Genomic DNA, 21,848 nt, shown 5'->3' on the forward strand with positions numbered 1-21,848 from the left:
AGGGGACCCTAGGAGCCGATGAAGTCGCGGGCGCGGGTGAAGAGGCCGAGCGTGATCGAGTGGAGGAGGTCACCGGTCTCCTTGGGGGCCTTGCCCGCGAACGCGCGGGCGTGCGTGCCCTCCAGGACGACGCCGAGCTTGAAGCAGGCCAGCACCGCGTACCAGGTGATGGACGACAGGTCGCGCCCGTCGACGGCGCCCGCGCGCTCGGCGTAGACCTCGACCAGCTCCTCGGCGGCGGGCAGGCCGCCCGCGGCGCCGAGCGGGCCGGCCAGGGCCGCGCTCTGGTCGGCGCGGTCGGGCCAGGTGGCCAGCAGCCAGCCGAGGTCGAGCAGCGGGTCGCCGACCGTGCACATCTCCCAGTCGACGATCGCGGCGACCTCCGGACCGTCGAAGGAGTACATCAGGTTGGCCAGGTGGTAGTCGCCGTGCATGATCCCCGGGCGCCACGTCTGGGGGCGGTGCTCCTCCAGCCACCGCGCGACGTCGTCGAGGCCGGGGATCTCCGGCCCGGGGTAGCCGTCGAGCGTGCTGTAGGAGTCGAGTTCGGACATCCAGCGGCCCACCTGCCGCTCCAGGAAGCCCTCGGGCTTGCCGAAATCGCCGAGGCCGACCGCCGCGTGGTCGACGGCGCCCAAGGCGGAGAGCGCCCGTGCCGCGTTCAGCCCCATCTCGCGCCGGACGGACGCGTCCCGCGCGTGCAACTCGGGCAGCGTGACCGACGCGTTGAAGCCGTCCACCGGGGTCATGAGGTAGAAGACCGCGCCGCCCATGACCGTCTCGTCCGGGCAGGCCGCGATGAGGCGCGGCGCGGGGACGTCGGTCCCGTCGAGCGCTCCCAGCACGCGGGCCTCGCGCCGCAGGACCTCGTTCGTCCTCGCGCGCAGGTGGCCGGGACCGCGCCTGAGCACGTAGTCGCGGCCGCCGCGCCGGAACCGGATCAGCGTGTTCTGGGTGCCGCCCGCCAGCCGCTCGACGCCCTCGAACGGGCCGCCCGGCAGGCCCCGGCCTTCCATCCACCCGCCCAGGACGTCGAAGTCCACCAGGGCGCGGTCGACCTGCTCAGGCTGCACGGCGGTTCCTTTCCGACGCTCGATGCACCGGAGAGTAACAGTCATGCACTTGCATTACATACTGAGGAGCCCTGATTATCGGGGGACACGACCGAGGAGGCTCGCCATGGCTTGGGACTTCGAGACCGACCCCGCCTACCAGGAACTTCTCGACTGGGCGGACGCCTTCGTCCAGGACGAGGTCGAACCCCTCGACCTGGTGCTCGGCGACCCCTACGACAAGGCCGACCCCCGCTACAAGCGGCTCGTGCGCCCCCTCCAGGACCAGGTGCGCGACAAGGGCCTGTGGGCGTGTCACCTGGGTCCCGAACTGGGCGGCCAGGGGTACGGGCAGGTGAGGCTCGCGCTGCTGAACGAGATCCTGGGCCGTTCCCGCTGGGCGCCGTCGGTGTTCGGCTGCCAGGCGCCCGACTCCGGCAACGCCGAGATCATCGCCCACTTCGGCACGCCCGAGCAGAAGGAGCGCTACCTGCGCCCCCTCCTGGACGGCGAGATCTCCTCTTCCTACTCGATGACCGAGCCGCACGGGGGAGCCGACCCGACCCTGTTCACCACGCGCGCCGTCCGCGACGGGGACGGCTGGGTCATCAACGGCGAGAAGTGGTTCTCCTCCAACGCCCGCCACGCGACGTTCCTGATCGTGATGGCCGTGACGAACCCCGACGTGTCCGCCTACGAGGGCATGTCGATGTTCATCGTGCCGGCCGATGCGCCCGGGCTGATCACCGTGCGGAACGTGGGCGTCGGCGCCGAGCGCGAGGGCTCCCACGGGTATCTGCGGTACGAGGACGTCCGGGTGCCGGCCGAGTCTCTCCTCGGAGAGGAGGGCGGGGCGTTCGTCATCGCCCAGACACGCCTGGGCGGCGGCCGCATCCACCACGCCATGCGGACGATCGCGCAGGTCCGCAAGGCGTTCGACATGATGTGCGAGCGCGCGGTCTCCCGGCAGACCCGGTTCGGGCCGCTGGCGAAGATGCAGATGACCCAGGAGAAGATCGCCGACAGCTGGATCGAGATCGAGCAGTTCCGGCTGCTCGTGCTGCGCACCGCCTGGCTGATCGACCGGCACCGGGACTACAAGAAGGTCCGCAAGGACATCGCCGCGGTGAAGGCCGCGATGCCGAAGGTCTACCACGACGTCGTCCAGCGCGCGATGCACCTGCACGGCGCCCTCGGCGTGTCGAACGAGATGCCGTTCGCCGCCATGATGATGGGGGCCGAGGCGATGGGAATCGCCGACGGCCCCACCGAGGTCCACAAGATCACCGTGGCCCGGCAGTTGCTGCGCGACGTCGAGCCCGTCGAGGGCCTGTGGCCTTCCGGCCACCTGCCCACCCGCCGGGCGGCGGCCCGCGAGCGGTTCGCCGAGGCCCTGGAGCATGCGATCGGCAATGAGTGACACACGGGAACGACTGCTGGACGCGGCCGAGACCCTCTACGCCGCCCGCGGCGTGGACGCCGTCAGCCTCCGCGAGATCCTCCAGGAGGCCGGAGCGCGCAACGCCACGGCCGTCCAGTACCACTTCGGCGACCGCGCCGGGATCCTGCGCGCGATCTTCGCCCGGCACGCCCCCGAGGTCGAGGCCCGCCGCCACGCCCTGCTCGACGCCTACCAGGACGGCGAGCAGGGCGTCCGCCCCCTGGCCGCGGCCCTCGTCCGCCCCATGTCGGCCCGCCTGGCCGACGCCTCGGGCCGCGCCTACCTGCAGATCTGGGCGGACGTGCTGAACCGCCCGGACCCCCTCGTCCCCGTGGCGGTCCTGGACGATCCCCGCGACAGCCTCTGCCGCTGGCGGACCCTGGTGGAGCCCCTCCTGGAGGAGGACGCGGCCCGGCTGCACCGCCGCTTCACCGCCATCCTGTACGCCGCGATCGAGCTGGCCCGCCGCGCCCGCTCCGGCCCCCGCACCGACGACCGCCTGTTCACCAGCTATCTGATCGACGTCGTCGCGGCGATCCTCGGCGCCCCCGTCTCCCCGGAGACACGCCGCCTCGCCGCCGAACGCGACGCCGCCCGCCGCTGATCGTCGAAAGCCCAGGTCACATTCGTCCAAGACGGGCGGGTCCGCTTCCCGCAGACTGGGCATCCCAGACTCAGGGAGGACGACATGACCAGCGAGATCCGCCGCACCTTCTACCCGTTGATCCGCTCGGCCGACCCGGCCGAGACGCTCGCATGGCTGGAGAAGGCCTTCGGCTTCGAACCCGTGGACGTCCACAAGGACGACAAGGGCACCGTCGTCCACGCGGAGATGCGCTACGACACCGGCCTCATCATGTTCGGGGCCGCCTCCACCGCCACGGCCGCCGTCTACGTCGCCATCGACGACCCCGACGCCCACCACGACCGCGCCAAGGCCGCGGGAGCCGAGATCTTTCGTGAGCTGGCCGACCAGGACTACGGCTCCCGCGACTACGCGGCCCGCGACCCCGACGGCAACGAGTGGTACTTCGGCACCTACCGCCCCTGACCCCGACCCAGGGCGGAATGCCTTTCGGCGGGTGAGTCCTCCCCGCCTATCGGACCGCTCCGACCCGGCTCCCGCGCCCGTCGCCGAACACGATGCTTCAGGCCCTCGTGATTAATGGGGAGGGCTTCGTGAAGAATGTGGTGCTACGGTGCGGAAGCCGGCCGCGGGACTTCGGTGCGACTTCCGGAACTTGCCTCTTAAGCGATGCTTCGCTGCTCGTGCCCCCATTCCCCGGCCGGCGCCTTTGACCGACCGGGGGAATGATGAGCGAGACGTTCGCCGACCTCGTCGCGTGCGAGGACGTGCTGATGTTCGTGAACGCGGCGATCACGTCCACCGGGCAGCGGGAGTTCCACCACGGTTCGGGAGAGCAGCGGCTCAGCCTGGAGTTCCTGCACGAGTACATGCTGGAGAACTACCGCGACATGTACGCGGCGGTGCTCGCGCTGGACGTCAACGACCACAATGCGGCGATCATCATCCGCAATCTGCTGGTGCGCGCGGGCGACGTGGGGGTCGAGCCGCGGCGCGGCGAGGGGCGGCTGATCGCCCGGCGGCTGGAGACGCTGCCGCCGCAGCGGGTGTACCGGCTGTTCCGCGACCTGCGGCGGCGCGGTGTGAACAACCGGCGGACGCGCGCCATCATCCGCGACTGGATGGCCGGGCGCCGCGACCCGGCGTTCGACTCCGTGAAGTACCGGACGGCGGTGAAGGACGCGGTGCGCCACGCGCATCTGCGGCTCCGCGGCGAGCAGCCGGCGTTCCTGTTCGCGCCGTCCGGCGTCAAGGCGTTCCAGACGCCCCTCTACGAGCAGTGGCGGCGGGCGCACTACGAGCAGGCCGCGATCTACGAGCTTCCGTACACGGTCGCGGAGGGGTTCGCCGCCAAGCACAAGATCCCGCGCGAGGTCTTCCTGGAGCGGATCCAGCACCGGATGACGCGGCTGGAGCGGTTGCGCCTGCAGGAGAGCGCGCGGGAGGCGAAGGTCGAGGCCGTGCGGGCCGACCTGGGCGAGATGCCGCTGACGAGGCTTGCGTCGTACGTGCTGGCTCTGCCGCTGGACGATCGGGCCCGGCGGAGGGCCGAGCTGTCCCAGGCGCTGCGCACCGCCGCGCGGCGCGTGGCCGGGGCCGCGCGCGGCTCATGGGGGCGGGTCACGGCGGTGCTGGACGACAGCTACTCCTCGCTGGGCTCGGGGGAGAAGCGCAGGCGCCCGCTGGCGGTCGCGCTCGCCGCGCACTACCTGCTGGAGGCGCTCGCGAAGGAGTACACGCCGCTGTGGACGTCGGGACGCACCGACGAGCTGCTGGTGTATCCGTCCGGCCCGACGCCGCTCGGCCACCGGATCATCGACGCGCTGGAGACGGGACCCGAACGGCTCCTCATCGTCTCCGACGGCTGGGACAACGCGCCGCCGGGGCTGGCCGCGGACGTCCTGCGCGTCTGGCGGACGCGCCTGGACCCCGGGCACCGGCGCGCGCCGGGGCAGCGGGTCATGATCGTGCACCTGAACCCCGTGTACGACGCCGACGACTTCGACGTGCGGCGGCTCGCGCCGGGCGTACCGACCGCGGGCGTCCGGGACGCCGAGGACCTGCCGACGCTGGTCGAGCTGGCCCGGTTCGCCGAGGGGCGGGTCGGCCTGCCGAAGCTGCGGGCGCACCTGTCCGACCGGACGGCCCGCTTCCTCGGGGAGCGCGCATGACGATCACGCTGGACGGGCTGGAGACCAGGCCCGCGCAGGTGTGGGGCTCGGTCAGGCTCGTCCCCCTCGTCCGGGACGAGCCCGTGCCCCACCTGCGGCTGCACCGGAAGGTGTTCGAGGAGCCGGTGACGGTCGTGGACGTGGGCGACGCCGCCTACGTCTCGTTCGTCCCCCATGCCTTCGTCGCGACGTGGAGCGACGGCGACCAGACGCAGGCGGCCTCGTACGGGACGCGTCTCCTGGAGCGCGACACGCGAGCCGCCCCGCCGCGCATGCCCGTGCGGTTCACGCGGCGGATGGCCAGGAAGGCGGGCAGGGACCGGCTCCGCTTCCTCCCGCTGCACCTGGCCGTCGAGGGCTATCTGGCGCTGCACTTCGGCGGCCCGGAGATCGCGTGGGAGGAGTGGTCGCGCAGGGCGGTCGCGCACGGGCTGTCGCCGCGCTGCGAGGAGACCTACCTCGGTCGGCGGGTGCGCGGGCTGGAGGACGCGCTGCGGATCTTCGAGATCCATCCGGGCCAGTGCGGCGTCCTGGTGTACGTGGCCGACGCCCTGGCCAGCGCGTTCGTCGTGCCGCACCCCGACGACTACCGGGCGCTGCACCCGACGCTGGTCGAGGACCTCTTCGGTGAGCTGATCTACATGTACGGCCTGCTGGGCGCGCCCGCCGGCGACCTCTCCGCGCCGATCGACCCCGCCGGTATCAGGACGCTGGGCGACCTGCGCGTCGCGGCGGAGATGCGCGAGGCGGAGTGGGCCGCCTTCCACGACGAGGTCATGGCCGGGCGGCTCTTCGACGAGGACGGGTCGCGCCGGGCGGTGCAGTCGCTGCGCGGGTTCGAGCTGGCGCGGTTCCTGCCCTCGTTCGCGCTGGGCAGGGAGAACCACATCGGGGAGATCATCACCGGCGGGGGCGGCGAGGTCGCCTACCTCAAGACGTTCCGCCTCTCGGAGGCGCAGGTCAGGCGCGGGTACCTGCTCAGGCGGCTGGCCGAGCACGACTGGCGGCTGAGCGCCACCGCCGCCGCCCTCGGCGCCGACAGCGCGGGTCTGGCGCTGCGCCTCGAACGGGCCGGATTCGGCTACCTGCTGCGGCAGGACGTCCTCGACCACTTCCGGGCGCAGCGCCGCGCTACCTGAGGCCCGCGAACAGGTCGTCCTCCCGGCTCGGCGCCTCGACCCGGCTGAAGTGGCGGATGAACGCCTCCGAGGAGAACGCCGCCTTCTGCATCTCCTCCGGCAGCTTCAGCAGGAAGATGTTCTCGCCCTGGCTGGCGTGCGCCAGCAGCGCGTCGCGCTTGGCCTCGAAATGGGCGGCGACGTCGAGCGCGCTGGTGATCAGCTCGTCGGGGGTACCGAAGTCCTCGGGCGGTTCGAAGCCGAGGTCCATGCCCGCGGCCCGGGCGGCCTCGAACATCTGCTTGATACCTGACCGCGGAATGGCCGTGTAGTAGAGCTTGTCGGGAATGCCGGTCTGCTCGGCGGCGGCGAGCGCGATCCGGTGGGCCTGGATGTGGTCGGGGTGCCCGTAGCCGCCGTTCTCGTCGTAGGTGACGACCACCTGCGGCCGGTAGCGCTCCATCAGCGCCGCGAGCCGCCCGGCGGACTCCTCGATCTGTATGTTCGCGAACGCCGCCGGGTCGTCATTGGTGGACCAGCCGTCCATGCCGGAGTCGCGGTAGCCGAGCAGCTCCAGGTGGCCGATGTCGAGAAGCGAGGCGGACTCACGGAGCTCGGCGAGGCGGCGCCGCGCCACCCCCTCGGCGTCGTGCCCGGGCTCGCCGGGCTTCACACCGCCGGAGTCGTCGCCCTGCTCGCCATTGGTGCAGGTGACCAGGACCGTCCGGACGCCCTCGGCCGCGCTGCGGGCGAGCAGGCCGCCGGTTCCCAGCACTTCGTCGTCGGGGTGGGCGTGGACGGCCATCAACGTGAGCTCATGCGTCATCGGGTGACTCCTCAGCAGGGTTCGGCCGTCCACTCTATGTCCCGGGTGTGACAGTCGATCATGCCTGCGAGATGGACTCGGCCCCCGAAAGATCGGCGACCGTCAGTGGGTGCGCGGGCGCGTCGAAGGGGAACACCGAGGACGCCTCCAGACCGTCCAGCACGAGCAGCTCGCCGGGGTCGAGGAGCCGCCAGCCGGGATCGTCGTCCAGGCGCTCGCTGGCGAGGACGCACGCCGGCGTCGACACCCGGTGCCTGACCACCTTCACCCGGCCCTCCTCGCGGCCCGCGCCGAGGTGGCATTCCGCGCCCCGCTCGGTCAGCTGCGGGGTGGACACCCACAGCTCGTGGGTGTCCGGGTAGCGCAGCGCCCACAGCCGCCCCGACTCGGCCAGCAGGATGTTCAACGCGAAGATCGGCAACTCGGCGGCGATGCGCCGGACGGCCGCGATCAGCCCGGCGGCCGTGTCGCCCTGCCGCCGGATCTGCGCCGTGATGTAGGCGAACACGAGCTCGGAATCGGTCTGCCCCTGGACCGGCACCCGGTCCACGTCCGTGAGCCATGAGTCGAGGACGTCGACACCCCGCACCACCCCGTTGTGGGCGAACAGCCGGTCGTCCATGACGAAGGGGTGGGAGTTGTGGACGTCGGGAGCGCCGGTCGAGGCGTAACGGATGTGGGAGACGAAGGTGTGCGACACCACGTACCGTGCCTCGGAGTTGAAGTCGGCGTCCTGGAACGCGGCGACGGGGGCGCGGTCGCGGACGGGCTCCCCGCCGAGCGAGAACCAGCCGAGGCCCGTCCCGTCGGGCATGCGGCGGCTCTGGGCGCGCAGGCTGTCGGGAGCGTCCAGCAGCCAGAAGGTGGCGCGGACGCGGGGTCCTCCCGTGGTCATCCCGAACAGGCGGCACATGCGCGGACGATGCCCGCCTGGCGGCGACCTAAGACTGCACTCGGTAATGGGCGCGGCAAATCGCCTTCGACGGACGGCCTCGGATGTCGTACGGTCCGTGTATGGGGTCGCCGGTGGTTCTGCTGGACGTTGACGGAGTGCTCAACCCGTTCGAGCGGCCGCACCGCGGCTTCCAGCGGCACGAATGCTCCCCGAACGGGATGACGTACAAGCTGTGGCTCTATCCCGGGCACGGCGCGGCGCTGCTCGACCTGGCCGAGTCCACGGGCGCCGAACTGGCCTGGGCGAGCTACTGGTGCGACAGCGCCAACGAGTGGATCGCTCCCCGCATCGGGCTTCCGGAGCTGCCGTTCGTGCCGATCCCGCGGTTCCCCGGCATCACGGAGGGCCGCACGCTGGGCGCGTGGAAGGCCCGGCACGTGGCGGCGTGGGCGGAGGGCCGGCCGTTCGTCTGGTTCGAGGACGAGCCGGACGCCACCGCGTGCCTCGCGGGGGAGCCGGACGTCGCCGAGCACCTGCTCGTGGAGATCGACCCGCTGACCGGCCTGACCGACGACCATGTCGAGGCCGCCGCGGCCTGGCTGCGCGCTCGCTCCGTCTGAGCGCGGGCCCGGCGGCCCGAGGTTCCATTCGTCCAAGACGCCCCTTCCGGGGGCCTCCTAGCGTCGGGGAGGACAAGGAAGGGAGCCGACGATGCCGAGATCACCATTGATGGACCTGGCCTTCGGGTTCATGCCGGCGCAGATGATTCACGTGGCCACCGAGATCGGGGTGGCGGACGCCTTCACCGATGACAGGCCGAGATCGAGCACCGAGCTGGCGGAGGCGACCGGCGCCCACGCACCGTCCCTCCACCGGCTGCTGCGCGGCCTCACCGGCCTCGGCGTCGTGGCGCAGAAGGAGCCGGACCTGTTCGCGCTGACCGCGGAGGGGCGGCGGCTGCGCGCGGACGCCCCCGACTCGATCCGCTCGCTGATCAGGCTTTTCTGCGGGCCGCAGGTGTGGCGGACCTGGGGCGATATGGCCGAGACGGTCCGCACGGGCGAGTACGCGTGGGAACGGGTGACCGGCAGCACGCCGTTCGAGTACTTCGCCTCGGACGCCGAGCTGTCGGAGACGTTCAACCGGGCGATGGCCGAGCACACCCGCGACGTCGCGCCCGCGGTCATCGAGGCGCACGACTTCGGCCGCTACGGGACGGTCGCCGACCTCGGCGGCGGGGACGGCACGCTGCTCGCCGCGATCCTGCGGGCCGACCCCGGGCTGCGCGGGGTCCTGTTCGACCTGCCGACGGGACTGGCCGACGCCTCCCGCACCCTGTCCGACGTGGCCGACCGCGCCGAGGTCGTGCCGGGCGACTTCTTCGAAGCCGTTCCCGTGGGCGCCGACGCCTACGTGCTCAAGAGCGTCATCCATGATTGGGACGACCGGAGGGCCGCCGCGATCCTGCGGAACTGCCGGGCCGCGATGGGCCCGGACGACCGGGTGCTCCTCCTGGAGCAGGTCATGCCGGAGATGGTCACAGCGGGGTCGGGGGGCATCGTCAACAACGACCTCAACATGCTCGTGGCGACCGGCGGGCGGGAACGCACCGAGTCGGAGTTCCGGGAGCTGCTGGGCAGCGCAGGGCTCACGGCCGTCTCACTGACCGGGCCGCTCCGTGAGACTGCGTACCACGTGATCGAGGCGGGAATCGCGGACTAGCTTTTGTCAGGGGCCGCTTACGGCGGGGGCGCGCGGCCGTGCAGGATGGGACCGCCGCAAGCAGCCCGACGAAGGAGTGTCGCGTGAGTTCTCTCGACGATCGGACGGCCCTGGTCACCGGAGGAAGCCGGGGGATCGGCCGGGCCATCGCCCTGGCGCTGGCCGCGGACGGAGCCAGGGTCGCCGTCGCCTACCGGCGCGACGACGAGGCCGCGCGCAAGACGGTCGCCGACATCGAGGCCGCCGGGGCGCGGGGCCGTGCGTTCCGCGCCTCGGTCGACGACCTCGACCAGTGCCGTTCCCTGGCCGCGCAGGTGGAGGCGGAGCTGGGGGAGCTGGACATCCTCGTGCACAGCGCCGGGATCGCCAGCCGCGGCAACAGCGTCGCCGACACCGATCCGGCCGAGCTGGAGCGGGTCATGCGCGTGCACGCGTTCGGCCCGCACCACCTCAGCCAGGCGCTGATCCCGCTGATGCGGCGCGCCGAGCGCAGCGACCTGGTCTTCGTGTCGAGCGTCGCCACGGACATGATGCCGGCGTTCGGCGGCCCCTACGCGATGGGCAAGGCGGCGATGGAGGCGCTCGCCCAGGTGATCGCCAAGGAGGAGCGCGGCAACGGCATGCACGTCAACGTCGTCGCGCCCGGTCTGGTGGACACCGAGATGGGGCGCCGGCTGGTCCGTGCCACGGCCGGCATCGAGGACATCCGGCAGCAGGACGCCGCGTCCCCCTACGGGCACGTGTGCACGCCCGAGGAGGTCGCCGACGTGGTCCGGTTCCTCGTCTCGGACGCGGCGTCCTACGTGACCGGGCAGCGCGTCGTCGTGGACGGCGGGACGTTCTGACGCTCAGTGGCGCGTCCAGTCGGGCTGGGCGAAGTCGGCGACCCTGGCGGACCGGCCCAGCAGCACCACCTCGCGGAACTGCCACAGCATCGCGCCGGTCGGAGCGTGGACGCGCCACTCGGGACCGAGCCACATCTGCAGGAGGCGCCCTCCGCCCGGCTGCGGGACCCACACCGGGGTGTCGTCGGCGGCGAGTTTGCGCAGGCTCGTGTGGTGGACGGAGTGGACCTCGTCCGGGCTCGGCGCGAGGGGGCCCGGGTCGTCCAGCACCACCACGACGGGCGTGATCGCGAAGCCCGAGGTGGCGGGGAAGTCGTCGAGCCTGCCGAGGACGTCGGCGGGACCCGCGGTCAGGCCGATCTCCTCGTGCAGCTCGCGCAGCGCCGCCTGCTCGGGGGACTCGCCGTCCTCCATGCCGCCGCCCGGCAGCCCCCACTGGCCCGCGTTCCGGCCCCGGTAGGCGCGCTTGATGACGATCAACGAGGGGACGCCGTCGTGCTCGACCGCGCACAGCACGACCCCGGCACGGCGCAGGCCGGGCGCGTCCGGGACGGTCGTGTGCTCGAACGAGCCGAGCCGTCCGGCGGCCAGCGCCCGGAACGCGGCGAGGTCGTCGAAGGGGCCGGAGGAGGGGGCGCTCATCCGTCGATCCTGCCAGGTCCCGCCTCCGCGTCCTGCTCCGCCTCCCGCGCGTAGCGCCCGGGCGAGGTCCCCACGGCGGCGGTGAAGTCGCGGGTGAAGTGCGCCTGGTCGGCATAGCCGAGTTCGGCCGCCAGCTGCGCCCAGTCGACCCCCGTTCCGGCCGCGGCCCGCTCGGCGGCCTCCTGCATGCGGAACCGCCGGATCACCCACTTCGGGCCGATGCCCACGTACTCGTGGAACAGGCGTTGCAGGCTGCGCGCGCTCAGCCCGACGTCCGCGGCCAGCTCGTCGACGCGCACCAGGCCCGGCCACGACGCGATCCGCTCGACGACCGCCGCCGCCTTGCCCGCGGACGGGTCGGGTTCGGGGTCCCGGCCGGTCAGGAACGCCGCGAGCCGCCCGATCGCCTCGTGCGCGTCGGCGGTCGCGAAGACCTCGCCGGCGAGTGTCAGGCCCTCGTCGCCGAAGACCTCGTCCACTCCCGGGAACCGGCCGGTCAGCGCGGACACGGGCGCGTCCATGAACGGCCTGAACCCGCCCGGCCGGAAGGCGGCCCCCACCACGCGCCCCTCGCCGTGGATCTCCTCGACGAAGTCGTCCCGCACGACGCCCGCGATCCGGGCCCGCGTCGTCCCGGTGGTCAGGTAGCTGGTGAACGTCATGTGGACCGACGGGCGCGTGAGGACCCGCTGGCGGTGCGGCGGCCGTCCCCGCAGGTCCCAGCGCAGCACCCAGAAGTTCGCGACGAACGGGGCGAGGACGGCGGGCGGTTCCAGCCGCTCGATCCGGAACCGTTCCAGCCCCGTACGCGCGTGCAGGATGCCCCGCGTCCCGCCGGGTAGGGATCGTTCCACCGGCTCAGGCTAATCGGTGTCGCGTTTGTTCAAGACCGGCGCCGCGGGCCCGTTCTAGCGTGCAGGTGTGTTCGAACCGATGAGCGAGGAAACGATCATGGATGTCCGGAGCCAGCTGACGCCCGCGGCGGAGGCCGCGGCGCGGATCGTCCTGGAGGCTCCCGAGGAGAAGATGGACGCGCCCACGCCGTGCCCGGACTGGGACGTCCGGGCCCTGGTCAATCATCTGATCTTCTGGAGCGCGCGGGGCGAGAGCGCCGCGCGCAGGGTGCCGCCCGCGGGGCCGGGGGAGGACCACGACTTCACCGCAGAGCCCGGCTGGGCCGAGCGCTTCGCGGAACAGGCCCGCCGGACCGCCGAGGCATGGCAGGACCCGGCCGCCTGGGAGGGGAGGACCAGCCTCACCGGCAGCACGGAGGGCATGCCCGCCGGATTCATCGCCGGGATCGTGCTCGGCGAGTGCGTCCTGCACGGCTGGGACCTCGCCGTCGCCACCGGCGGCGAGCCCGCCTTCCCGGACCCGGTGCTCCGGGCCGCCTGGGAGCAGGTCGCCTCCACGGCCGAGATCAGCCGGCAGTACGGCGTGCTCGGTCCCGAGGTCGCCGTGCCCGAGGACGCGCCGCTGCTCGACCGCCTCCTCGGGGCGTCCGGCCGCGATCCCCGCTGGAAGCCCTGAACAAACCCGGCGCGAGCGGGGCCCCGTGCGCCCTACGCTGGGGGCATGTCTTCGACCTCTTCGATCCGCGTACGTTTCGCCCCGTCACCGACCGGCATGTTCCATGTCGGCGGCGCCCGCTCGGCGCTGTTCAACTGGGCGATGGCCGCACAGTCGGGCGGGACGCTCGTGCTGCGGATCGAGGACACCGACGCCTCCCGCAACAGCCCCGAATGGACCGAGGGCATCATCCGCGCCCTGGCGTGGCTCGGGATGGACGGCGGGCAGTACGAGGGCCCCTACTTCCAGTCCGCCAACGCCGACAAGCACGCCGAGGCCGTCCACACGCTGAAGGACGCGGGCCGCGCCTACTACTGCGACTGCTCCCGCGAGGCCGTGGTGGCCCGGACCGGTGACCAGCACAAGGGCTACGACGGCTTCTGCCGCGACCGCGGCCTGGAGAAGGGCCCCGGGCGCGCCCTCCGCTTCCGCACCCCGGACGAGGGACAGACCACCGTCGTCGACCTGCTGCGCGGCAAGCCCGTCTTCGAGAACGCCGTCCTGGAGGACTTCGTCATCGCCCGCGCCGACGGGTCGGTCACGTTCCTGCTGGCCAACGCGGTCGACGACATGAGCCAGGGCATCACCCACGTGGTGCGCGGCGAGGAGCACCTGTCCAACGCGCCCAAGCAGCAGCTGCTGTGGGAGGCGCTCGGCGCGGAGCCGCCGGTGTGGGCGCACGTGCCCGTCATCGTCAACGAGAAGCGGCAGAAGCTGTCCAAGCGCCGCGACAAGGTCGCCCTTGAGGACTACCGCGCCGAGGGCTACCTCGCCGAGGCCATGCGCAACTACCTGATGCTCCTCGGCTGGGCGCCGTCCGACGACCGCGAGATCGTCCCCTGGGACGTGATGGTCGAGGAGTTCCGCATCGAGGACGTCAACACCTCGCCCGCGTTCTTCGACGTCAAGAAGCTTCGCGCGATCAACGGCGAGTACCTCCGGGCCCTGCCCCCCGAGAAGTTCATCGCCGAGTGCCTGCCGTTCCTGCAGGAGGCGCCCTTCGACGTCGACGTCGCGGTGTTCGCCGAGCTGGCGCCGCTCGCGCAGACCCGCGTCGCGCTGCTGTCGGAGATCGTCCAAATGATCGACTTCGCGTTCCTGGACGAGCCGCCGTCCGACGAACCGTCCTGGAACAAGGCGATGAAGGAGCCCGCCGCCGCGATCCTCACCGCCGCCGAGGCCGCCTACCGGGACGCGCCGTGGAACGCCGCCGAGCTGAAGGACCGGCTGGAGCGGGTCGGCGCCGAGCACGGGCTCAAGCTCGGCAAGACCCAGGCGCCCGTGCGCGTCGCCGTCACCGGCCGCACGGTGGGGCTGCCGCTGTTCGAGTCGCTGGAGATCCTGGGCCGCGACCGCACCCTCGCCCGCATCGCCGCCGCCCGCGCCCGGCTGGAGGCCGGCGCCTAGCCGCCCGCCCGGGCGCCGCGAAGCGGTCAGTCCGGGGCGGGCGTCTGCCCGTCGAGCGCCTCGCGCAGGAGCAGGATCCTGCGGCCGAGCTCCTCGTACTCGTCGCGCAGCGTGCCCGGCACATGCTTGCCGAGTACCTCCGCCTGCTCCTCCACCGAGGCCAGGCGGTCGGCCGCGGAACGGTCGCCGGGCGCCTCCTGCGGCGCCTCCGCGGGCCGCGCCTTCAGCAGGGCCGTCTGCTCCCTCAGCAGGGCCGCCTGCTCGCGCAGGAGCGCCGTCTGGTCGCGGAGCTGCTTGTTCTTGTTGTGCAGCTCCACGAACACCGAGACCTTGGCCCGCAGCACCCACGGGTCGAACGGCTTGGAGATGAAGTCGACCGCGCCCGCCGCGTAGCCGCGGAAGGCGTAGTCGGGGTCGCTGTTCACCGCCGTGAGGAAGATGATCGGCAGGTCGCGGGTCTTCTTGCGGCGCTTGATGTCGCGGGCCGTCTCGAACCCGTCCATGCCCGGCATGACGACGTCCAGCAGGATGACCGCGTACTCCTCGGTGAGCAGCGCCTTCAGCGCGTCCTCACCGGACCGCGCCCGGACCAGGTCCTGATCGAGCGAGCTGAGGATGGCCTCCAGCGCGATCAGGTTCTCCTCGCGGTCGTCCACGAGCAGGATCTTGGCCTTGTCGTCCACGCGCGTCTCTCCGATCCCGGTCCCGCCAGCGCCGCACCCCACGGCGACCCTACTGTCCGGCTCCTCTCCTCAGCGGACGATGGAGGGCTGCAGCCAGTTCCTCATGACATCAAGGAGATGGTCCACGTCCACGGGCTTCGGCACATAGTCCGACGCGCCCGAGGCAAGGCTCTTCTCCCGGTCCTCCTTCATCACCTTGGCCGTGATGACGATGATCGGCAACTCGGCGAACTGCGGCATCTCCCTGATCGCGGCCGTGGTGGCGTAGCCGTCCAGGCCCGGCATCATGATGTCCATCAGCACGACCGCCACATCGGGGTTGTGGTGCAGGACGTCGATCCCGGCCTGCCCGTCCTCGGCGTAGAGGACCTCCATGCCGTAGCCCTCCAGGACGCTGGTGAGCGCGAACACGTTCCGCACGTCGTCGTCGACGATCAGGACCTTGCGGTCCGACAGGACCGTGTCGAGGAAGTCCGTGGGCGGCTCCCGCAGCATCCCGTTCAGCGCCTGGTCGGACTTGCCGGGGCGCTCCCCGCCGGGCCGGCGCTGCTCCACCGGCAGCGCGCCCTCCGCGGCGGCCCCGCCGACGCCGCGGTTCCCGTGCGGGGCACCGGAGACCACCCCGGGGGCCGTCTCCGCGCCCGCGACGACCGCGTCGTCCGGCAGCGTCGAGCGGCGCCGGTCATCGCGATCGCTGTACTGGGCGGGCAGGTAGAGCGTGAACACGCTGCCGCGGCCCGGCTGGCTCTCGGCGTGGATCTCCCCGCCCAGCAGGCGCGCGATGTTCCGGCTGATCGACAGGCCGAGCCCGGTGCCGCCGTAGCGGCGGCTCGTGGTCCCGTCGGCCTGCTGGAACGGCTCGAAGATCTCCTGGAGCTTGTCGGCGCTCACCCCGATCCCGGTGTCGATCACCCGGAACGCGATCACGTCGGGGGTGTTCCACAGCGCGGGCAGCGTGAAGTCGATGTCGCCGGCCCGCTCGATCAGCAGCCGCACCTCGCCCTCGGCGGTGAACTTCACCGCGTTCGACAGCAGGTTCCGCAGCACCTGCTGCAGCCGCTGCTCGTCGGTGTTGAACGTGGCCGGGACGTCCGGCGCGACCTCCACCCCGAACTGCAGGCCCTTGTCGACCGACAGCGGGCGGAACGTGGCGTCGACGTAGTCGACCAGCGCCGACACCGAGAGCCGCTGCGGATGCGCCTCCATCTTCCCGGCCTCGACCTTCGCCAGGTCCAGGATGTCGTTGATCAGCTCCAGCAGGTCGGTGCCGGACTCGTGGATCGTCCGGGCGAACTCCACCTGCTTGTCGGTGAGGTTGCCGTCCTGGTTCTCCGACAGCAGCTTGGCCAGCACCAGCAGGCTGTTCAGCGGGGTGCGGAGCTCGTGCGACATGTTCGCCAGGAACTCCGACTTGTACCGCGAGGAGATCGCCAGCTGCTCGGCGCGCTCCTCCAGCGTCCGCCTGGCCTGCTCGATCTGGAAGTTCTGGATCTCGATCGCGCGGTTCTGCTGGGCCAGCAGCGCCGCCTTCTCCTCCAGCTCGGTGTTGGAGTGCCGCAGCTCGCCCTGCTGGCGCTGCAGCTCGTCCGAGCGCTCCTGCAGCTCCTGCGCGAGCCGCTGCGACTCGCCGAGCAGCGCCTCGGTGCGGGTGTTGGCCCGGATCGCGTTGAGCGTGACCCCGATCGTCTCGATCAGCTGGCTGAAGAACGCCAGGTGGACGTCGGTGAACCGGCCGAACGAGGCGAGCTCGATCGCGCCGAGCACCTCGTCCTCGAACACGATCGGCAGCACGATGATGTTGACCGGGGACGCCTCGCCGAGACCCGACCCGATCTTGACGTAGTCGGCCGGGGCGTCGGCGATCAGCAGCGCGCGGCGCTCCTGCGCCGCCTGCCCGACGAGGCCCTCGCCCAGCCCGAACCGGACGGGCCCCCCGCGGTGCCGCCGCGTCCCGTACCCGGCGATCAGCGCGAGGTCGGGCTCCTCGCCCGCGATCTCGGCCAGGTAGAACGCGCCGTACTGGGCGCTGGCGGTCGGCGTCAGCTCACGCATGATCAGGTCGGCGACCTGCTGGAGGTCGCGGTGACCCTGCATGAGCCCGCCGATCCGCGCCAGGTTGGTCTTGAGCCAGTCCTGCTCCTCGTTGGCGCGGGTCGTCTCGCGCAGCGTCGCGACCATCAGGTTCACGTTGTCGCTCAGCTCTGCGACCTCGCCGCGCGCCTCCACGGTGATCGTCCGGGTCAGGTCGCCGGTGGCGACCGCGCTCGCGACCTCCCCGATCGCGCGGACCTGGGTGGTCAGGTTGCCGGCCAGCTCGTTGACGCTCTCGGTGAGCCGCTTCCAGGTGCCCGAGACGCCCTCGACCTCGGCCTGGCCGCCGAGACGGCCCTCGATACCGACCTCCCGCGCAACGCGGGTGACCTCGGACGCGAACGACGACAGCGTGTCCACCATCGTGTTCAGCGTGGTCTTCAGCTCCAGGATCTCGCCCTGGGCGTCCACGTCGATGCGCCGCGTCAGATCGCCGTGCGCGACCGCGGTCGCGACCTGCGCGATGTTGCGGACCTGGTAGGTCAGGTTGGACGCCATGCCGTTGACGTTGTCGGTCAGGTCCTTCCACATGCCGCCCGCGCCGGGCACCCGGGCCTGGCCGCCGAGCCGCCCCTCGGTGCCGACCTCGCGGGCGACGCGGCTGACCTCGTCGGCGAACGCCGACAGCGTGTCGACCATGGTGTTGAGCGTGGTCTTGAGCTGCAGGATCTCGCCCTGCGCGTCGACCTCGATCTTGCGGGTCAGGTCGCCCTGCGCCACCGCCGTGGTGACCTGCGCGATCCCGCGCACCTGATTGGTGAGGTTGTTCGCCATCGAGTTGACGTTGTCGGTCAGGTCGAGCCAGACCCCGCCCGCGCCGGGCACGATCGCCTGGCCGCCGAGCCGCCCCTCGGTGCCGACCTCCCGCGCCACGCGGGTGACCTCGGACGCGAACGCCGACAGGGTGTCGACCATCGCGTTCACGGTGTCCTTGAGCTCCAGGATCTCGCCCTGCGCGTCGACCGTGATCTTCTTGCCGAGGTCGCCCTCGGCGACGGCCGTGGTGACCTGCGCGATGTTGCGCACCTGGTAGGTCAGGTTGGACGCCATGCCGTTGACGTTGTTGGTCAGGTCCTTCCACACGCCGCTCACGCCGGGCACCCGGGCCTGGCCGCCGAGCCGTCCCTCGGTGCCGACCTCCCGGGCGACCCGGGTGACCTCGTCGGCGAACGCCGACAGGGTGTCGACCATCGTGTTGACGGTGTTCTTGAGCTGCAGGATCTCGCCCTGCGCGTCGACCGTGATCTTCTTGCCGAGGTCGCCCTCGGCGACGGCGGTGGTGACCTGCGCGATGTTGCGGACCTGGTAGGTCAGGTTGTTCGCCATCGCGTTGACGTTGTCGGTCAGGTTCTTCCAGACGCCGCTGACGCCCGGCACGTTCGCCTGGCCGCCCAGCTGCCCCTCCGTGCCGACCTCGCGGGCCACGCGGGTGACCTCGCCGGCGAACGCCGACAGCTGGTCGACCATCGTGTTCACGGTGAGCTTCAGCTCCTGCAGCTCCCCGGTCGCCTCCACCGTGACCTTGCGGGTCAGGTCGCCGCGGGCCACCGCCGTGGTGACCTCCGCGATGTCGCGGACCTGCGAGGTCAGCCGCGACGCCATCACGTTCACCGACGCGGTCACGTCCCGCCAGCGGCCGGTCATGCCGCGCGCCGGCGCCTGCCCGCCGAGCCGCCCCTCGGTGCCGACCTCGCGGGCGAACTGGGTGACCTCCCAGGTGAACTGGTCGAGCAGCTCGACCATGCCGTTGACCGACTTGGCCATGCGCAGCAGCTCCCCGCGCATCGGCCTGCCGCGTACCCGCAGCTCCACCCGCTGGCTCAGGTCCCCGGCGGCCACCGCCTCCACCACCTGGCTCATCCCGGTGGCGAGGTCGGTGAGCTTGTCGATGATCGCGTTGGCGTCCTCCACCGCGCCCGCCCAGGTGCCCCGCAGCGTCCCCGGCGTCAGGCGTCCCCGCAGCTGCCCCTCCCGGCCGATCTCCCTCCGGACACGGCTCAGGCCCGAGGCCAGCTCCATGCCGTTCTCCCGGATCTCCTCCAGGACGGCCGCGGCCTCCGCCACGGCGCCCTCGCCCGGCACGTCCAGCTCCGACCTCGCCTTGCCGTCCCGCACGGCGACCAGCGCCTTCAGGAGCGGTTCGAGGTCCGCGTCGCTGTAACGCGGGGTGGTGTCGCGGTACCCGCCGCTCGGGCGGGCACGTGACGCGGTACGCGGCATGCTCTTCATCCTCCTGGCCCGCGATTCGTCGGTTATCCGGATACCACGGACTCCTGGCTGCTCTGGGGGCCTCATCGGCCGCATCTGTACTCTACGTCGCCGCGCGGCGCCGGACTTTCCTCCGCGCGCTTCCGGCGTCTGGGCGGGTTCGGCCGCGCGTCCGCCCTCGTAGCCTTCGTGTTACGGTCTGTCGTGTTGTGGCGGGGTCGTGAAGGCCCAGGCCGGACGCATTCCCGGGCGGGTTCGCGGCTCTCGGTGCCGGGCGGCCGACCAGTCTGTCACGATAGCCAGGCCCGGGTAGAGAACGCTTCGAACGAGGGACGACAGTTGGATCGGCAGACGGCGACGGCCACCTTCCCGTCCGCCGCGGCGGCGGTGGCGGACGCGCGCCGATTCGTCCGCAAGGTGCTGGCCGACTGGGGCATGGACGAGGTGGCCGACGACGCGGTCCTCGCGACGAGCGAGCTCGCCACCAACGCGATCGCCTACGCAGGGACCTCGTTCGAGGTCTCCTGCCGCCTGGCGGACGGCGACGTCGAGATCGAGGTCCGCGACCGCCACCCCACCCGGGGCATCGAGATGCCGGGCGTCACCGCCTCGAGCGGGCGCGGGCTCCCGTCGATCGCCCGCCTCGCCGAATCCTGGGGCGTCTCCTACGACCGCCGCACCAAGGGCGTCTGGTTCCGGCTGCCCCGGCCCGGCGCCACCGGCGCCGCGACGCCGGCCGACGGCGCGGCCTCCGAGGGCGCCTTCACCGCCGACACCGCCACGCGGGACGAGTACGCCGTCCGCGAGCGCGGCGCCCGCGGCGCGGCCGAGCCGGTGAGCGAGGGCGCCGGCGGCCAGGCCCGGGAGGACCGGCTGGCCGGCGGCGCGAGCGAGATGCCCGTGGCCGGCGACCGGCTCCTGCGCTCCCCGGCGGCCGTGGAGGCCATGGAGGACGGCGTCGTCACCGCCCGGGAGGTCCTCGGCGCCGAGGGCGCCGCCGTCCTGCTGACCGAGCGCGACGGACGGCTGATCATGGGATCGGCCGCCGGGACGGCCGCCGAGATGCCGCTCGGCGAGCTTTCGGTCGCCTCCCTCACCCCCGACGCCCGCGCCGGCTCCGCCTGGGTCGCCGCGGACGCCTCCGACCCGACCGCTGCGGCGCTGCGGGCCTCCTCGCTGGCCGCCGCGCCGCTGGAGTCCCAGGGCCGCCTGACGGGCCTCATCGTGGCCGTCTCGTCCCTGCCCGGCCGCTTCGACGACTCCGACGGCGCCCGGCTCGGCCGGCTCGCCGACGAGATGTCGCTCTCCCTGGAGAAGGCCAGGGTGGGCGAGTTGGAACGATCCTGGCGCGGCTGGCTCAGCTTCGTCGCCGAGGCCAGCGACCTGCTCGCCGGCACCCTCGACCAGGAGCGCACGATGGCGCTGGTCGCCCAGCTCGTCGTGCCGCGCCTGGCCACCTGGTGCGCCGTCTACACCGTCACCGAGGCCGAGCCCGACCGGCTCGCCTACGTGTGGCACGCCGACGAGGACCGCTCCGACGGCCTGCGCGAGCTGCTCGAACACGCGGGCGCGGCCCCGCCCACCGACGCCTCCGGGACCTGGAACGGGCTCGCCACCGCGCCCGAGGAGGTCCGGGCCGCCGTCGGCGACACCGCGACCGACCAGGTCTACGCCTTCCCGCTGATCGCCCGCGGCCGGCGCATCGGCACCATCGTGATCGGCCGTCCGGCCGCCGACCGCTTCCCGCGCAGCGCGATCGAGCTGGCCGAGGAGCTGAGCCGCCGCGCCGCCCTCGCCGTCGACAACGCGCGCCTGTTCTCCGCCCAGACCGCCATGAGCAGCGCCCTGCAGCGCAGCCTGCTGCCGCCCGGCATCCCCGAGATCCCCGGCCTGGAGGTGGCGGTGGTCTACGAGCCCGCCGGGGAGGGCAGCGAGGTCGGCGGCGACTTCTACGACGTCTTCGAGAGCGGCCGCCTGCCCGGGGGCCCGGCCCCCGCGTCCCGCTGGCGGTTCGCCATCGGCGACGTCTGCGGCACCGGTCCCGAGGCCGCCGCCGTCACCGGCCTGGCCCGGCACGCGCTGCGCATCCTCGCCGCCGAGGACCTGTCCGTCCCGGCCGTTCTCGCCCGCCTCAACCGGCTGATCCTCGGCGAGGGCGAGCGCGGGCGGCTGCTCACCCTGCTGCACGGTGAGATCGCGGCCCGCCGGCGCCGCGACGGCGTGACGATCAAGCTGACGAGCGCGGGGCACCCGCCCCCGCTGGTGCTCGACCCGGAGGGCGGCGTTCGCGAGGCCGCCTCGCCCCAGCCGCTGCTGGGCGTCTTCGACGGTGTGGAGTTCCACATCGATACCGTGGAGCTGCGCCGCGGAGAGGTCCTGCTCTGCGTGACCGACGGCGTCACCGAGCGGCGCTCCGGCAACCGGCTCCTCGGCGACGGGCACGGACTGGAGCGGATTCTCGCCGACTGCACCGGACTGAGCGCCGGCGCTGTGGCGGCACGCATCCAGCGCGCGGTCCGCGACTTCGGCCCGGAGCCGTCGAACGACGACGTTGCCCTCATCGTTCTGCGGGCGTCATGATGGAGACCAACA

General features: G+C 72.4%; 18 protein-coding genes. 11 read left to right on the top strand and 7 right to left on the bottom strand.

Going from position 1 to position 21,848, the window contains the following annotated elements; genetic code table 11:
* Positions 1–8 precede the first annotated feature (8 nt).
* A complete protein-coding gene (locus BJ999_RS18185; RefSeq protein ID WP_308427295.1) occupies positions 9–1,073 on the bottom strand; it encodes a phosphotransferase family protein in 1,065 nt (354 codons plus the stop codon).
* Between the two features lie 106 nt (positions 1,074–1,179).
* On the opposite strand from BJ999_RS18185, the gene BJ999_RS18190 reads away from it, so the two are divergent.
* From BJ999_RS18190 to BJ999_RS18210, 5 genes are all read left to right on the top strand, one after another.
* Positions 1,180–2,472, top strand: coding sequence for an acyl-CoA dehydrogenase family protein (locus BJ999_RS18190; RefSeq protein ID WP_179834400.1), 1,293 nt, complete (start codon positions 1,180–1,182; stop codon positions 2,470–2,472).
* Positions 2,465–3,097, top strand: a complete 633-nt coding sequence (locus BJ999_RS18195) for a TetR/AcrR family transcriptional regulator (protein ID WP_229810693.1) — start codon at positions 2,465–2,467, stop codon at positions 3,095–3,097. The genes BJ999_RS18190 and BJ999_RS18195 overlap by 8 nt, the downstream gene beginning before the upstream one ends.
* 84 nt (positions 3,098–3,181) lie before the next feature.
* Positions 3,182–3,544, top strand: a complete 363-nt coding sequence (locus BJ999_RS18200; RefSeq protein WP_179834402.1) for a VOC family protein — start codon at positions 3,182–3,184, stop codon at positions 3,542–3,544.
* A 263-nt stretch (positions 3,545–3,807) separates the two neighbouring features.
* The gene (locus BJ999_RS18205) at positions 3,808–5,250 is read left to right on the top strand and encodes a hypothetical protein (RefSeq protein ID WP_179834403.1); all 1,443 of its coding nucleotides are present in this window, start codon (positions 3,808–3,810) and stop codon (positions 5,248–5,250) included.
* Positions 5,247–6,389: an ARPP-2 domain-containing protein gene (locus BJ999_RS18210; protein WP_179834404.1), complete on the top strand. Its 1,143-nt coding sequence runs from the start codon at positions 5,247–5,249 to the stop codon at positions 6,387–6,389. The genes BJ999_RS18205 and BJ999_RS18210 overlap by 4 nt, the downstream gene beginning before the upstream one ends.
* On the opposite strand, the gene BJ999_RS18215 is transcribed toward BJ999_RS18210, so the two are convergent.
* Positions 6,382–7,194: a PIG-L family deacetylase gene (locus tag BJ999_RS18215; protein WP_179834405.1), complete on the bottom strand. Its 813-nt coding sequence runs from the start codon at positions 7,192–7,194 to the stop codon at positions 6,382–6,384. The genes BJ999_RS18210 and BJ999_RS18215 overlap by 8 nt on opposite strands.
* Positions 7,195–7,252: 58 nt before the next feature.
* A complete protein-coding gene (locus BJ999_RS18220) occupies positions 7,253–8,107 on the bottom strand; it encodes a class II glutamine amidotransferase (RefSeq protein WP_179834406.1) in 855 nt (284 codons plus the stop codon).
* A gap of 101 nt (positions 8,108–8,208) precedes the next feature.
* Here BJ999_RS18220 and BJ999_RS18225 point away from each other — a divergent pair, with 101 nt between their 5' ends.
* The 3 genes from BJ999_RS18225 to BJ999_RS18235 all read left to right on the top strand — a co-directional run bounded on the left by BJ999_RS18225 (position 8,209) and on the right by BJ999_RS18235 (position 10,656).
* Entirely contained in the window at positions 8,209–8,709 is a 501-nt protein-coding gene (locus BJ999_RS18225) for an HAD domain-containing protein (RefSeq protein ID WP_179834407.1), read from the top strand.
* A gap of 91 nt (positions 8,710–8,800) precedes the next feature.
* Entirely contained in the window at positions 8,801–9,811 is a 1,011-nt protein-coding gene (locus BJ999_RS18230) for a methyltransferase (RefSeq protein WP_179834408.1), read from the top strand.
* Between the two features lie 83 nt (positions 9,812–9,894).
* On the top strand, positions 9,895–10,656 hold the full coding sequence (locus tag BJ999_RS18235; protein WP_179834409.1) for an SDR family NAD(P)-dependent oxidoreductase: 762 nt from the start codon (positions 9,895–9,897) through the stop codon (positions 10,654–10,656).
* A gap of 3 nt (positions 10,657–10,659) precedes the next feature.
* Here BJ999_RS18235 and BJ999_RS18240 read toward each other — a convergent pair whose 3' ends face one another.
* Together BJ999_RS18240 and BJ999_RS43615 are read right to left on the bottom strand one after the other, a co-directional pair.
* A complete protein-coding gene (locus tag BJ999_RS18240) occupies positions 10,660–11,298 on the bottom strand; it encodes an NUDIX hydrolase (RefSeq protein ID WP_179834410.1) in 639 nt (212 codons plus the stop codon).
* Positions 11,295–12,152 (bottom strand): helix-turn-helix domain-containing protein, encoded by an 858-nt coding sequence (locus tag BJ999_RS43615; protein WP_218935117.1) that lies wholly within the window; start codon positions 12,150–12,152, stop codon positions 11,295–11,297. Before BJ999_RS43615 ends, BJ999_RS18240 begins: the two co-directional genes overlap by 4 nt.
* 97 nt (positions 12,153–12,249) lie before the next feature.
* Between BJ999_RS43615 and BJ999_RS18250 the strand changes: the two genes are divergently transcribed.
* Entirely contained in the window at positions 12,250–12,828 is a 579-nt protein-coding gene (locus tag BJ999_RS18250) for a TIGR03086 family metal-binding protein (RefSeq protein ID WP_179834411.1), read from the top strand.
* Positions 12,829–12,924: 96 nt separating this feature from the next.
* Complete coding sequence (gltX, locus tag BJ999_RS18255) at positions 12,925–14,274, top strand: glutamate--tRNA ligase (protein ID WP_229810700.1); 1,350 nt, start codon at positions 12,925–12,927, stop codon at positions 14,272–14,274.
* Between the two features lie 26 nt (positions 14,275–14,300).
* On the opposite strand, the gene BJ999_RS18260 is transcribed toward gltX, so the two are convergent.
* Both BJ999_RS18260 and BJ999_RS18265 read right to left on the bottom strand, forming a co-directional pair.
* Positions 14,301–14,957, bottom strand: coding sequence for a response regulator (locus BJ999_RS18260; protein ID WP_179834413.1), 657 nt, complete (start codon positions 14,955–14,957; stop codon positions 14,301–14,303).
* A 69-nt stretch (positions 14,958–15,026) separates the two neighbouring features.
* Positions 15,027–19,268 carry a hybrid sensor histidine kinase/response regulator gene (locus BJ999_RS18265; RefSeq protein ID WP_218935118.1) on the bottom strand — a complete coding sequence of 1,414 codons (4,242 nt, stop codon included), beginning with the start codon at positions 19,266–19,268 and terminating at the stop codon, positions 15,027–15,029.
* 327 nt (positions 19,269–19,595) lie between these two features.
* On the opposite strand from BJ999_RS18265, the gene BJ999_RS18270 reads away from it, so the two are divergent.
* Entirely contained in the window at positions 19,596–21,836 is a 2,241-nt protein-coding gene (locus tag BJ999_RS18270; protein WP_179834415.1) for a SpoIIE family protein phosphatase, read from the top strand.
* Positions 21,837–21,848: the final 12 nt, after the last annotated feature.

Origin of the sequence: Actinomadura citrea (assembly GCF_013409045.1) — a bacterium.
Taxonomy (GTDB): Bacteria; Actinomycetota; Actinomycetes; order Streptosporangiales; family Streptosporangiaceae; genus Spirillospora; species Spirillospora citrea.